This window comes from Halorarum halophilum, assembly GCF_013401515.1.
Classification (GTDB): Archaea; Halobacteriota; Halobacteria; order Halobacteriales; family Haloferacaceae; genus Halorarum; species Halorarum halophilum.
In genome coordinates, this window is record NZ_CP058530.1 from 88,314 (window position 1) to 100,601 (window position 12,288).

Below are 12,288 nucleotides of genomic sequence, written 5' to 3' on the forward strand. Positions count from 1 at the left end.
GATTTTTCGCCCAGTCGGATCGAGTCGTCTCAGTACTTCACGCCGAAGTCGAGGAGCTCCGGCGGGTACTCGCCGTCGAACGCATCGTCGGTCTCCGCGCGGATGCGTTCCCGCGCGGTCCGCGCCTCCTCCAGCACCGCCCGCAGGTCGGCCACGGGCGTCTCCGAGCAGTCGACGCGGAGGTTGTGATACAGCGTCGGCTCCGGGGCCCAGACGAGCAGCGCGGCGCTCAGTTCGCCCCGGTCGTCGCCACCGGCCGCCTCGCCGGCCTCCAGCGCGGCCACGAGGCGCTCGGCCACGTCGCCCCCGCCGGCCTCGTACGCGGCGGCGGTCTCCTCCAGCACCTCGGGGCCGGCGAGCATGTTCCCGGCCACGGTGTAGTCGTCGCCGACGCGGCTCCCGCACCAGTCGACGCACTCGTCGCCGGTGAACGTGAACTCGCTCCCCGTCCCGACGCCGTGGACCTGGCGGTAGGCGGCGTGCTCGTCGGCCGCCAGCAGGTCGGACAGCGCGTCGTCGACGCGCTCGCCGGCGTCGGCGCGGGCGACCGCGTCGCGGCCGTGTTCGGTCCGCGTATACGACTGGGTGAGCACGGCCGCGTTCCGGCTCACGTACGGGCACGTCGCCCCCACGGCGACCGTGCCGGTGGTAACCGCCGCGCCGAATGCGTCGGCTTCGCGGTCCCGCACTGCGATCGAGAACGTCCCGGGTCTGTGTCGCATGCGAATCGGTAGTCGGTCGTCGGCGGCGGGGCGTAAATACTCACGCGTTCCGTCGGCGACGACGCTCCCGAGAGAGCGTCCTTCGGGGTGGCCGTGGAGGACGCCGAGCCGATCCTCGATAGATCATACGGATAAACGATACGATAGGAGAAATATACTTGAAGTAGTAGCTTCGGGGCCAGCGAGTCGTATTTTGGCTCCGAACGCCGGATATGGCCTATTGAGGTTTAGAGCGCGTTTATGGCGTTGATCGAGTTTCTCAGTTGTTCCCGCTCCCTTCATCGGAGCAACTGACGAGGAATCCTCAAGAGTTGTCGTAAAGGGCGTTTTAGAATCGATATTCGATTCCCCCACGCTCAGATGGCTTCGTGATGGAACTAGAGTAATATAGAATATATATCTATTACTCTATTCTGTTAATTCCCCGCCCCGTTACTGCCAGCCTGGATCAGTTTCCGTCGAAGGAGATCAGCGCCGCGCTCGCCCGGTAGAGCGCGACGTCCACGACCCCGAACAGGAGGCCGACGACCAGGCCGACGACGCTCCCCGCTGCCGCGCCGAGCAGGAGCAGGAAGACGAACACCGGGACGTCGACCATGCCGTCGAGCACGTTCGCGGCCGCGATCGCGACCGCGATGCCCACGACGAAGCCCATGCCGACCAGCGCGCCGCCGACCATCCCGCGGACGAGGAGCCGCCCGGTCTCGCCCCTCCGACACCGCTCGAGTCCGCCTTCGGCGAACACCCACCGGGTCGACAGCCAGAGGAGCAGCCAGAGGTAGCCGAACAGGAGGAGGCCGTAGGTCGTCCCGAGTTCGGGGAGCGTGTCGGTCAGCGCGCCGCTCGCGTGACCCAGGATGACGAGCGGGAGGGAGAAGGCGACGAGGTTGAACGTCGCGACCAGCCAGACCTCAGCGTCGTCGGCCATCGTCGCCGCGTGGGCGGCTTCCGGGTCAGTGGTGACGGAATCGGTCGCCTCGACGGCGGCCGCGTCGGCCACGTCGTCCCCGGCGTCAGCCATGCGCGAGCACCTCCGCGAGCACGACGACGACGAGTAGCGACCAGGTAGTTACCAGATAGAGACGTTCGAGGACAGGTTCGTAACCGACTGGAGTCGCGCCATCGTCGGATGAGGCGTCGCCGCGAGCGTACCCCCTGCCGTCGGGGAGCCGCAGAACCGCGCTCGTCCGGACGAACGACCCCAGTACGACGACGAGCACGACGAGCAGTTTCACCGTCAGGAAGCCACCCCAGCGCGTCCCCGGGCCGGGCGCGCCGAGGGCGCCGATGTTCCCGACGCCGGTCGCCAGCAGCAGGCCGAGGACGGCCCAGAAGGCGCACTCGACCCGGCGCAACCCCGCGACGCCGGGGCGACTGTTCGTTCGGAGGGCGTACCACGCGCCCGCGCTGACGCCGACGAGCGCGACCATCGAGAGCAGGTGGACCGTCCTGACGGCGAGGTGGAGGGAGGATGCCATCGACGTCTGTTCTCGGCGCGATGACAAATAACGGGGTGGTCCGCTGGAGCCCGGCGGCGGCTGTCCGACGGGACGTGGACGGCGTGATTCCGCCGCCGAACTGTCGTCGGGGCGCCGGCTACTCGGCGTCGACGTACGGCAGGCCGACCCACTCGGGACCCCGGCCGATCCACTGGTGGTCGGTCGCGCCGCCGATCTCGTCGGCGGTCCACTCGATCGGCTCCCAGTCCGGCTCGAAGTTGAGGTAGCCCGGGCCGGCGAACAGCTCCACCCGGATCCCGCTCGCCGGGTCGGACACGTACAGGAAGTCGGCCTGGGTGATGGCGTGCCGGCCGGGGCCGCCGTCCGGCGCGATGCCGTGCTCGGCGAGGACGTCGGCCGCGTCCCAGAGGTCGTCGAAGTCGTCGACGTGGTAGGAGACGTGGTGGAACAACGGGTCGGTCCCGGCCGTCTCACGGTGGATGGCGATGTCGTGCGGCAGCGCGGTCACCGCCATCCACCAGCCCCAGAGTTCGCCGTCGTCGCCGCGGTAGCGTTCCCGGGTCTCGAACCCGAGGACGTCCCCCAGCCACGCGGCGTGGTCGGGCGACACCGCGTCCTGCAGGTGGACGTGGTCGATGCGCCGGGGGGCGATGCGGTTGGCGCCCGCCTCGCTGTACAGCCGGTTGTGGAGCTTCGACCGCTGGTCGGCCGGCGCGTCGGGCTTCTCGACGTCGTAGTAGAACTCGTACGGGTGGCCGAACTTCTCGACCCGGATCGCCTCGCCCTGGCCGCGCTCCTCGCCGGCCGCGACGCGGGTCACCTCGGTCCCCTCGGCCTCGAACGTGCCCGCCAGTTCCTCCAGCGCCGCCGCGTCGCGCGTCCGGAACGCGACGTGGTCGACGCCGGCCCGGTCGGCCTCCGCCAGGCTGAGGGTGTGGTGCTCCCAGTCGCGCATCCCGCGGAGGTACGCCACCCCGTCGACGCGCTCGGTCACGTTGAACCCGAGCACGTCCCGGAAGAACCAGAGCGACTCCTCCAGGTCGGGCGTGGACGCCGCGACGTGTCCGAGTTTGGCGATGGGGGAGCTCACCGTCCGCCACCCCGACCGCTCGTCCGCGTCGACTGCTGCCCGAGCACCTGCCGTCCAACTACCCGCCGTCCGACTCCCTGCCGCCACAGTCGGGGACCGTCCGCGCCGGCCGTCTCGCTCTCTCGGCTCATGTGGTCTCTCGTCGTCGTGGTGGTCGTCGGTCCTTGTTAATTGGTATCATCTTTCCGCCGGGAGCCGATTCCGGTCCCGTCGGGTTGGGAGGTGGAACGCGCGACCGACGGGGGTCAGTCGACGAGGTCCGCGAGGTTGCCGCCGAGTACCTGCTCGCGCGCCCCGTCGTCCAAGTCCATTTCGTCGACGGCCAGCAGCCCCGACTCGGTCCACTCGCGCCCCCGCCCCGGCCCGAACGGGTAGTCGGTGCCGAACACCAGCCTGTCGTCGCCGAAGAAGCCGTGGGCGCAGTCGTGGGCGACCGTGGAGCCGCTGACGGCCGTGTCGGCGTAGAACTCCCGGAAGTGGTCGCTCACCGGCTCCGAGAGGTCCGGCAGGTCCGTGTCCGCGTAGTTCTCGGGGTACTCCCGCCTCGTGCGGACGAACGAGTCGATGCGCCCGCCGTAGAACGGCACCATCCCGCCGCCGTGGTGGGCGAGCAGGTCGAAGTCGTACTGCTCGGTGACGCCGCCGAACACGAGCCGCGAGAGCGCGAGCGTCGTGTCGAACGGCCAGCCGAACAGCCGGTGCTCCATGTACTCGCTCGCCCAGTCGTACCACTCGTGGAGCTGCGGGTGCATCCACAGCGGCGCGTCGTGGCGCTCGGCGCGCTCGAACAGCGGGTGGAACTTCGGCCGGTCGATGGGCTCGCCGTCGACGTTGGAGAACATCTGGATGCCGGCCATGTCGAGGTCATCGATGCACCGGTCGAACTCCCGCATGAACTCGTCGTTCACCATCGGCACCGTGCCGACGGGGATGAACCGGTCGGGGTGGTCGTCGACGATCCGGCGGACCTCGTCGTTCGCCAGCCTCGTCAGCTCCAGCGCCGTCTGGTCGTCCATCCCGCGCCAGAGCGGCGGGAGCGCGAGCGTGAGCACCTGCCTGTCGACGCCGTACTCGTCCATGTCGGCGAGCCGGCGGTCCAGGTCCCAGAGGAACGACGGGTCGCCGGTCAACCCCTGGAAGTCGTACTCCTCGACGAGCGTGTCGTAGAACTCCTCGGTCAGGACGTGCGTGTACGCGTCGATGGTTTCCGGCATGTGTGGTGGTGTGGGTGTCGAGTGCGGGATTCGTGGCGTGCGTGGTTTGCGGGGGGAAGGTAGTCGGCCTGACGACGAAATCGGCGGTGGACCGTCCTCCGCGTCGGCTACAGGTTCGACCGGGCGTCGCCGCCGTCGACCATCACCGCCTCGCCGTTGATGAACGACGAGCGCTCCGAGGAGAGGAACGCGACGATGTCGCCGAACTCGTCGGTCGGGCCGAGCCGGCCCTGCGGGATCCCCTCGGTCCAGGCGTCGTACCCCTCGTCGTAGTCCTCGTGCTGGCCCTGGTCGACGGACGTCTGGATGAGGTACTCCATCCGGTCGGTCTCGTGGGCGCCCGGCATCACGGCGTTACAGCGGATCTCCGGCGCCAGCTCCCGCGAGAGCGTCTTCTCCAGCCCGATGACGCTCATCCGGACGGAGTTCGAGAGCACGAGGCCATCGATGGCCTCCTTCACGCTGTGGGAGGTGGAGCAGACGACGGTCCCGCCGCCGTCGGCCCGGAGGTGGTCGACCGACTCGCGCACGAGCCTGACGACGCTCATCACGAGCAGGTCGTACGCGTCGTACCACTCCTCGTCGGTCGTCTCGAGGAACGGCTTGCTCGGCGGTCCGCCGGCGTTCGTGACGAGGTGGTCGAGCCCGCCGAACTCGTCGACGGCCCGCTCGACCAGCGCCTCGACGTCGTCGGCCTCGGTGAGGTCGCCCGGCTGGCCGACGACCTCGCCCGAGGCGTCCTCGCGGACGTCCGCGACCGCCGCGTCCAGTCGCTCCTCGTCGCGGCCGTTCATCACGACGTTCGCGCCCTCCTCGGCGAGCGCCGTCGCTGCCGCCTTCCCGAGCCCGCTGCTGGAGGCCGCGACGATCGCCGAGTTCCCCGAGATTCCCAGGTCCATACGGTGAGTGTCACGAGTTCGCTGGTAAACGGCTCACGTGACGGCAAAACTTTCCCCGGACCGGCGCACGGCGGCGGTGCGCCTCGTCCCGGTTCGACCGGGGGACGGCGGTCGAATCGGCGCCTCAGGCGGGGCTCGGCGCCTCGGTCTGGGAGACGTACGCGGCGATGTCGGTCGTGGTGACGATGCCGATGACGCCGTCCTCGTCGGAGACGATGGGGATGTGGTGGACGCCGTGGTCGAGCATCGCGTCGGCGACGTCGGTGACGACGTCCTGGGCCGTCGCGGTGACGACGTCCGTGGTCATGTACTCGGAGACGGGCGTCTCGTCCTTCGGGCGTCGCTCTGCGACGATGCGTACGAAGTCCGTCGAGGTGAGGATCCCCGCGAGGCCGCCGTCGTCATCGACGACGATGACCGATCCGATCCCGTGTTCGAGCATCGTCCCGGCCGCCTCCTCGACGAGCGTGTCGGGGGTGACCGTCCGGAGATCCGAGGACATGAGTCGCGCGACGAAAATATCGTCCATACCTCACTCTTCGTCGGTCCGATGATAAGGGTTGTCGTGAGCGCCGCGATAGCACGCGGAATACCAACGGTTGTCGAAAGGCACGACTCGTCATCGGGAGATAACTGACCGTCCGTTGTTGAGCTATCATTTTATACCATTATACGTCCCCCTGAAACGCATATTCGGTCCAACTCTTCCAGCAATTTGCCCACGATTAGGACGATTCAGGAATAGCTTTTTACCCAAAATTCTGCACGAAACGGACCGAAACGGCTGTCGTTTGGGCACGATCTCGCCCAGAAATCACCCGTTCACCCACGGACCATGGTACACGAGAAAGAGCAGTGGAAGGAGGAGTCGTACGGCGACGAGTTCCGGGAGCGGCTCGAGTCGTTCGCGGGGGGGATGGGAGTCGAGTCCGTCGGCCATCGAGGCGAGTAGGACCGCCCGGGCGGTCAGAACGATAGGTGGGAGGTCGAACTGGGCCCGCCGTCATCGTCACCGCCTCCGCCGTCCCCGTCCGGAGCGTCGTCGACGCCGCCCTCGTGGGCGAAGGTGTAGTCGTCGTCGACGAGGTACACCGTCCCGTCCTCCACGTCGACGTCGACGTCGACCAGCGTCGTGTCGGCCGCCTCGCCGTTGTCGCAGTACCCCGTACACGAGTCGAACATCGAGCCGTGCTTCGGGCAGATGACCTGTCCGCCGCGCATCGCGACGCCCCGCCCGCGGTCGAACCGCTGGGCCTCGTGCGTACAGCGGTTCACCCACGCCTCGACGCCGTCCCCGCAGGGGACGAGGATCACCTCCTCGTCGTCGCCGTACGCGTCCGTCGCCGTGAACAGCCAGGACCGCTCCTCGTGGACCTCCGCGACCGTCGCGAGTTCCCGTCGGCCAGCCATGCCGGTCGCTGACGCCCGTTCCACATATCAGTTTCCGGTTCCGACCGCCCGGGGTAACTGGTTTCTCGCCCCGCGAACCGACACCCACCGACCGTCACCGTGGTGCCGAGGCGTCTGCCGCGCCGGCGTACCGTTTACCAGTTACATCGACCACCGAAGACGTTATTATGTAACGGTCGGTCGATGTTCCCATGACGAAACATCGTCGCGAATTCCTCGCGGCGCTGGGCGCCACGGCCACCGTCGGCCTCGCCGGCTGTACGGGCGGCTCCGCCCTCGGCGACTCGAACGAGATGCCCGGGGTCGCCGGGGAGACGCTCACCCTGACCACGACCACCAGCACGTACGACACGGGGCTGCTCGACGAACTGAACGCGCCGTTCGAGGAGATGTACGGCGTCACCGTCGACTCGGTGGCGCAGGGGACCGGCGCGGCGCTGGAGACGGCACGAAACGGCGACTCGGACGTCGTGATGGTCCACGCGCGCTCGCTCGAGGACGAGTTCATGCGGGAGGGGTACGGCGTGAACCGCCGGGACATCATGTTCAACGACTTCGTCGTCGTCGGCCCCGAGGACGACCCGGTGGGGATCGGCGGCGTCGGCTCCGCGACCGAGGCGTTCTCGACAATCGCCGACCAGGGGGCGACGTTCGTCTCCCGGGGCGACAACTCGGGCACGCACACGAAGGAGCTGGCCATCTGGGGGGCGGCCGGTGTCGAGCCCAGCGGCGACTGGTACCGCGAAACGGGACAGGGCATGGGCGAGGTGCTCAACGTCGCCAACGAGTCCGGCGGCTACACGCTCTCCGACCGCGGGACGTACCTCTCCCAGCGCTCGGAGATCAGTCTCGTCATCCACGTCCAGGGGCCGATCGAGGGCGGGCCGGAGCTGCTCGCGAATCCCTACGGCATCCTCGCGGTGAACCCCGCCGCCCACGACAACGTCAACTACGACCTCGCGATGGCGTACATCGGCTACATCACGAGCCCCGAGGGTCAGCGGCGCATCGAGGAGTACACCGCGAACGGTGAGCAGCTGTTCTACCCGGAGGCGCTCTCGGAAGACCCCGACTTCCAGCAGTACGTACCGGAAGGCTGGAGTGGGAACTCCACGGACGGCTGACCGTGACCCCCGCGGCACTCGAATCGCTCCCGCTGCTGGTCGCGTTTCCGTTCGAGTCGGTGTACGTCAGGAGCATCATCGCCGTCTCGCTGTACGTGAGCCTGCTCGCGGTCCTGGCAAGCACGGTCGTCAGCGTCCCGGTCGCGCTGGTCGTCGGCTTCACCGACTTCCCGGGGAGGCGCTTCGCCACCTCGGTCATCAACACGGGGATGGGGTTCCCGAGCGTCGTCGTCGGGCTCGCGGTCCTCTTCCTCGTCTCCAACCAGGGCCCGCTCGGCGGGCTCGGGCTCGTGTTCACGAAGGAGGCGATGATCGCGTCCCAGTTCGTGCTGGCGACGCCCGCCATCACCGGCATCAGCCTCGCGGCGGTGACGAGCGTCGACCGGAGCGTCCGCGACGCCGCGTACTCCCTCGGCGGCACCCGGCTCGACGTGGCGCTCGTCACGGTGAAGGAGGCCCGGTACGGCATCGCGACCGCCGTGCTCGCCGGGTTCGGCCGGGCGATCAGCGAGGTCGGCTCGGTGCTGATCGTCGGCGGCAACATCGCCGGCGCGGACGGCGTCTCGAAGACCCGGACGCTGACGACCGCCATCCAGCTCGAGGCCCGACAGGGCCGCTACGAGACCGCGATGGTGCTCGGGGCCGTCCTGATCGTCATCGTGCTGCTCGTCAACGCGGTCGTCGTCCGCCTCGGCGACGGGGGGCGGTTCCGGTGACGCTCCGCGCCGACGGGGTCGGCCACGCCTTCGGGGACGAGCCGGTGTTCTCGAACGTCTCGCTCGCGGTCGACCCCGGCGAGGTGCTGGCGATCATCGGCCCGTCGGGCGCCGGGAAGACGACGCTCCTCCGGTTCCTCGGGCTGTTCGAGCGACCCGACGAGGGGAGCGTGGTGTTCGACGGCGCCGACGTCTGGGCGGTCCCCGAGGCGGACCGGCTCTCGCTCCGCCGGCGCGTCGGGATGGTGTTCCAGGACGCCGGCCTGTTCGAGGCCGACGTGGCCCGGAACGTGGAGTACGGCCTGCGCGTGCGCCGCCCCTGGGGCGAGCGCCTCCGGGACGAACTCGCCGGGCTCGTGGGGCGGAACGGGACGGCGGAGGCGGTCCGCGAGTCGCTCGAACTCGTCGGGCTCGCGGACAAGGCCGACCAGGACGCCGCGTCGCTCTCGGGCGGCGAGGCCCAGCGGGTCTCGTTCGCCAGGGCGCTCGCCTACGACCCCGACGTCCTGCTGCTCGACGAACCGACCTCGGACCTCGACCCGCGCAACACCGCGGTCATCGAGGAGGCGGTCCGCGCGGCCCGCGACCGTGGCATCGGCGTCGTCGTCGCGACCCACGACATGAACCAGGCGCGCCGGGTGGCCGACCGGGTCGCCGTCCTCCTCGACGGCGGCGTCGTCGAGGTCGGCCCCGTCGAGCGCGTGTTCGAGACCCCGGACGACGAGCGCACGCGGAAGTTCGTCGCCGGCGAACTGGTGTACTGAGCCGATCCGCGACGAAATATCACTTAGAGACTATGCTTTCTCAAATGCTATTTGAGCATCTTCAATCCTCCTCGATCTGACTCAATAGATGCGATAAAACTCTTCTAACGCTTACTCGGGACACTTTAGCATCTCCAGTCCGGCAGCTGCACTCGAATACTCGTAGCACTACTGGTCGGAGGATAGAAGGTCTACGGGTGCAAAGTTCGATAGTCCAGCGGATTCGGCTGCTCGTCCACTCGATATCAATCGATCTGTGACTCTATTGACTATATATCAGATAATCTCTATAGCTGGCTGGCCGGCTGACGGCCGTGTTGTTACCGGGCGTCGTCCGGCGGCAAACGCACGGCCCGGCCGACGGACGATCCCCGAGGTACGGGAGCAGCGGTCCGAGGACGTCCCCGGGAACGCCATCGACGGGGACCCCTCTACCCGGCCCGATCGACGGCCACCCAGCGACCCCGTCGACCGGCCAGTGCCCTGTCCGTCACGTCACCGTGCTCGCTCGGAGCGTTCTCGAATCCCTCGTTACTCCTCGGTCGTCGTCGTCGTCTCGTTCCCGTTCGGGGTGGTCTTGCCCGCGGGACCCTCCGTCTGGGGTCCGCCGGTTTCGGTTTCCGTGCCCGCCGGCGTGCCCGTCTCGGGCGGCGTCTCGCCCTCCTCGGGCGGGACGATGCGGAGCACGCGTCCCGTGTCGCCCTCGGGGACGCCTACCTGGCTCACGAGCACGTACAGTTCGCCGTCGGTGTCGCGGCCGAACATGCGGACGAAGAACGGGAACCCGTCGGCGAAGACGAGCTCCCGCATCTCCCAGAGCCGGTCGCGCGGCACGTCGCCCTGGCCGCCGCCTGCGTCCGTCCCCGTCGCCGTTCCGGTGGGGGTTCCCATCCCCGTCTCGGTGCCTGTGGGCGTCGACGTGGCCGTGCCGCCCTCGTCGAACCCCTCCGGCGGCGTCGCGGTGAGCACCCGTCCGTCGGGCGCCTCGCGCGACGGGTCGGACGTCCAGATACCGTAGACGTAGTCCCCGGTCAGCCCGGAGATGGTGTCCGCCTCGTAGCGGTGCCCGCCGACGATGGTGATGCCGACGCTCTGCCCCTGGTACTGGTGCGGGAACTCCACGATGGGGTCCTGGAGCTGCGAGCCGTCGTACGGCGCCTCGTCGGGTTCCGAGTCGGGACAGTCGGTGATGGCGCCGACCTGACTCGGGTTCTCCGTGCTGAAGCAGTGGGTGCCCTCCTTCACGTTCCACCCGTAGTTGCCGCCGCGCTCGACGATGTCGGCCTCCTCCCAGAGGTCCTGGCCCGCGTCGGCGACGAAGAAGTTGCCCTGGCTGTCGAAGGAGACGCCGTACGGGTTGCGGAAGCCGTACGCGTAGATCTCGTCGATGCCGGGGTTGTCCTCGCCCGCGAACGGGTTGTCCTCGGGGATGCCGTAGTTCCCCTGGGGGCCGGCGCCCGAGCCCTCCACGTCGATGCGGAGCACGTCGCCCAGCATGTTTTGGGTGACGTCCTGACCGTTGCCGCCCGCGTTCCGACCGTACCAGTCGTCGACGTGGCCGTACATGTCGTCGTTCGCGCCGCCCCCGTCGCCCATCGGGACGTAGAGGTAGTCGTCCGGCCCGAACGCGATGGCCCCGGCGTCGTGGTTGTACTGCGGCGAGGGGATGGCGAGGAGTACCGCCTCGCTGTTCGGGTCGGCGCCGCTCAGGTCGTCGGACGCCTGGAACTCGGAGACCATCTCGATGTGGTCCCAGCCCCGGTCCTGGAGCTCCTGGGTCGGCGGCGCGCTGTAGTGGAGGTAGAAGCGACCGTTCTCCTGGAACTCCGGGTGGAACTCGACGCCCAGCAGGCCCCGCTCGTCGTACGACTGGCCCTGGGTCGCGTACGACCCGTAGAACGTCCCGAGTTCGACCATGCGGTCGCTCACGTCGACGAACGGCTCGTCCTGACGGCCGCCATCGGGCGTGACGACCCAGAGCTCGCCGGTCTGGTCGGCGACGAAGTAGCGATCCTGGTCCTCGTCGGCCACCGCGAAGTCAGTCGGCGCCGTCATCCCCTCGGCGACGGTCTGGAACCCGACCTCGGTGCCCTGCGCGAAGAAGCCGTCCTCCTGCATGCCCGCCATCGTACCGGTCCCTCCGCCCCCCACCTGGATGTCCCCGACCATGGTGTTCGGGTGGACGGTGCAGATGTACTGGGCCATCTCCTCGGACGCCGTGAACGTCACCGTCTGGGTGGCGCCCTGCTCGCTCAGGAGCTCCGAGTCGACGATGGTGTTGCCGTCGGCGTCCTGGATGTCGAAGTCGTGCGGCTGGCCGTCACCGTTCGTCCAGGTGACCTCGTACTCCTGGCCGGGCTGGAACTGGAACGTCGGGTTCGTGATGGTTCCCTCGGTGGGGGTGGTATCCCCCGCGATATAGGGCGCGTTGGGGTCGCCCTCGTACTGCCAGCCGGGGGTCACGCCCACCAGCTGGATGGTCGTGGCCTGCTCCTGGGCGAAGCCCGCCCCCGCGAACCCGGCCCCGATGCCGGTCGCGGCCGCGGCGCCGAGCACGCTCCGGCGCGAGGTCCGCCACCGCGACGTCGACTCGTCCCGCTCGGCGTCCGGGTCGTCCGGTACTGGCTGCTCGTCGGGTGTACTGTCGTTGGTCATCGGCAGGCCGTTCGGACCACGTCGGCGTCAAAAAAGGCCGGCGTTAGTTCGGACGCCCCCGACCTGACTAACGCCGGCTTTCGGACGCGTCGTGGCGTGAAACGCGCCCCTACGTTCCGACGGGGTGGCGTCGAACTCCCGTAACCGGGGGCCCCGCCGTCGAATCCGGTTCGCCGCACCTACCGCCGATAGCTCGAGAGTAGCTCCTGGCCACGCCCGCTCACTCCGACGAAG

Annotated in this window: 13 protein-coding genes; 3 read left to right on the top strand and 10 right to left on the bottom strand. The window is 68.7% G+C overall.

What is annotated here, in order from left to right:
- Positions 1-29: 29 nt before the first annotated feature.
- From HUG10_RS18715 to HUG10_RS18750, 9 genes are all read right to left on the bottom strand, one after another.
- Positions 30-722 (bottom strand): DUF1028 domain-containing protein, encoded by a 693-nt coding sequence (locus HUG10_RS18715; RefSeq protein ID WP_179171217.1) that lies wholly within the window; start codon positions 720-722, stop codon positions 30-32.
- A 448-nt stretch (positions 723-1,170) separates the two neighbouring features.
- On the bottom strand, positions 1,171-1,743 hold the full coding sequence (locus tag HUG10_RS18720) for a hypothetical protein (protein ID WP_179171218.1): 573 nt from the start codon (positions 1,741-1,743) through the stop codon (positions 1,171-1,173).
- Positions 1,736-2,200: a hypothetical protein gene (locus HUG10_RS18725; protein ID WP_179171219.1), complete on the bottom strand. Its 465-nt coding sequence runs from the start codon at positions 2,198-2,200 to the stop codon at positions 1,736-1,738. The genes HUG10_RS18720 and HUG10_RS18725 overlap by 8 nt, the downstream gene beginning before the upstream one ends.
- Before the next feature lie 118 nt (positions 2,201-2,318).
- Positions 2,319-3,272: a VOC family protein gene (locus HUG10_RS18730; protein WP_179171220.1), complete on the bottom strand. Its 954-nt coding sequence runs from the start codon at positions 3,270-3,272 to the stop codon at positions 2,319-2,321.
- Positions 3,269-3,403 (bottom strand): hypothetical protein, encoded by a 135-nt coding sequence (locus HUG10_RS22050; protein ID WP_281375739.1) that lies wholly within the window; start codon positions 3,401-3,403, stop codon positions 3,269-3,271. The genes HUG10_RS18730 and HUG10_RS22050 overlap by 4 nt, the downstream gene beginning before the upstream one ends.
- Before the next feature lie 114 nt (positions 3,404-3,517).
- Positions 3,518-4,486: an amidohydrolase family protein gene (locus tag HUG10_RS18735; protein ID WP_179171221.1), complete on the bottom strand. Its 969-nt coding sequence runs from the start codon at positions 4,484-4,486 to the stop codon at positions 3,518-3,520.
- Between the two features lie 107 nt (positions 4,487-4,593).
- Positions 4,594-5,385, bottom strand: a complete 792-nt coding sequence (locus HUG10_RS18740) for an SDR family oxidoreductase (protein ID WP_179171222.1) — start codon at positions 5,383-5,385, stop codon at positions 4,594-4,596.
- A 124-nt stretch (positions 5,386-5,509) separates the two neighbouring features.
- Entirely contained in the window at positions 5,510-5,914 is a 405-nt protein-coding gene (locus HUG10_RS18745) for a CBS domain-containing protein (protein ID WP_179171223.1), read from the bottom strand.
- Between the two features lie 437 nt (positions 5,915-6,351).
- Positions 6,352-6,795, bottom strand: a complete 444-nt coding sequence (locus tag HUG10_RS18750) for a Rieske (2Fe-2S) protein (protein WP_179171224.1) — start codon at positions 6,793-6,795, stop codon at positions 6,352-6,354.
- 191 nt (positions 6,796-6,986) lie between these two features.
- On the opposite strand from HUG10_RS18750, the gene HUG10_RS18755 reads away from it, so the two are divergent.
- From HUG10_RS18755 to HUG10_RS18765, 3 genes are read left to right on the top strand one after another with little or no spacing between them, the layout of a single operon-like run.
- Positions 6,987-7,919 (top strand): substrate-binding domain-containing protein, encoded by a 933-nt coding sequence (locus HUG10_RS18755; RefSeq protein WP_179171225.1) that lies wholly within the window; start codon positions 6,987-6,989, stop codon positions 7,917-7,919.
- A 2-nt stretch (positions 7,920-7,921) separates the two neighbouring features.
- Complete coding sequence (locus HUG10_RS18760; protein ID WP_394355004.1) at positions 7,922-8,635, top strand: ABC transporter permease; 714 nt, start codon at positions 7,922-7,924, stop codon at positions 8,633-8,635.
- Positions 8,632-9,399, top strand: a complete 768-nt coding sequence (locus HUG10_RS18765; RefSeq protein ID WP_179171226.1) for an amino acid ABC transporter ATP-binding protein — start codon at positions 8,632-8,634, stop codon at positions 9,397-9,399. The genes HUG10_RS18760 and HUG10_RS18765 overlap by 4 nt, the downstream gene beginning before the upstream one ends.
- Positions 9,400-9,930: 531 nt before the next feature.
- Here HUG10_RS18765 and HUG10_RS18770 read toward each other — a convergent pair.
- Positions 9,931-12,054: a PQQ-dependent sugar dehydrogenase gene (locus tag HUG10_RS18770; protein ID WP_179171227.1), complete on the bottom strand. Its 2,124-nt coding sequence runs from the start codon at positions 12,052-12,054 to the stop codon at positions 9,931-9,933.
- Positions 12,055-12,288 lie beyond the last annotated feature (234 nt).